Origin of the sequence: Bacillus sp. AP50 (assembly GCF_040492675.1) — a bacterium.
Lineage (GTDB): Bacteria > Bacillota > Bacilli > Bacillales > Bacillaceae_G > Bacillus_A > Bacillus_A cereus.
Window position 1 is genome coordinate 1 of the sequence record NZ_JBEUTW010000711.1, and the last position, 1,222, is coordinate 1,222.

Sequence of the window (1,222 nt, forward strand, 5' to 3'; positions counted from 1 at the left end):
GTTTTATATATATTAACTATAGGATTAAAAGGGTTCGGAATAAAAGCTTCAATTGTTTTATTAGGCTTATTAAAATACCCTTTTGCTAATCCCACTGAATCTATATATAATTCACCAGGTACACCAATTGGACAAAGATTCATATTCTCATCCAAAATCATAACTTGATAATTAGCACATGGTTTACCAATGGGAATACTCGCAACATCCTCATTTAACTGACTAGGTATTTTATAGGTTGTCGTCACTACAGTACATTCTGTCGGTCCGTATACATTATAAATTTCAACATTTGTACCTATTCTTTCTCTCCACAATTTAATAACCTCTACAGGCAACATTTCACCACCAATCGCAATTCTTTTTAGGGAAGCTAGCTTATATATATCTTCTTCTGCTAAATAAGTTGCTACTTGTCGAACAAAAATTGTTGCTAATGCCAAGATTGAAGTTGCTTTCACTTTATAGATTGCATTTGCAAATGCCTCTACAGACAATCGCTCTTCCTCTAATAGTACATACAAGTTTCCTCCGCAGAATAAAGAAGCAAATGACTCCCATACAGAAGCATCGAAACTAAAGGAAGGAAATTGAGCAAATACATCCTCTTCTGTCAATTCATATTGCTTTTTCATCCAAGTGTACAGATTAACAACGCCTCTATGTGCTAACATCGTTCCCTTTGGATTCCCTGTTGAACCCGATGTATAAATCATATAAGCTACATCATCACAATGAATAGACAACTTTACATCTATATCTTCATAAGTTTCACTATCATACAATGAAACTGTTTGAACCCCATCACATGTTATAGGCGTCTCTTTCATCAATATAACTTTCGCTTGGCTATCTTGAATAATGTACTGTATTCTACTTTCCGGATAATCTGGATCAATCGGAACATACGCTGCACCAGCTTTTAATATAGCTACCATACTTACTACTGTGTCTATGCTACGTTTCATAAATATTCCAACATAGTCTCCTAATTGGACGCCGTTTTTAATTAACATATGAGCTATTTGATTACTTTTTTTATTTAGCTCCTCATAAGTTAAAGTACCTTCCCTTGAAGATAAAGCTATACGATTTGGAAATTGAGTAACAGTATTATAGAACATATCGACGATATTTTTCTCAGGATATACTGCTGTCGTATCATTCACTTGACTATAAAGTGCCATCTCGGCCTCTGTAATAATATTAAAATGTTTTATAT

Annotated in this window: 1 protein-coding gene; it reads right to left on the minus strand. The window is 33.9% G+C overall.

Annotated features, from left to right (window positions below; all coding sequences use genetic code 11):
* A partial coding sequence (locus ABWK52_RS28710; protein WP_353772344.1) for an amino acid adenylation domain-containing protein occupies positions 1–1,222 on the minus strand: 1,222 nt, incomplete at both ends.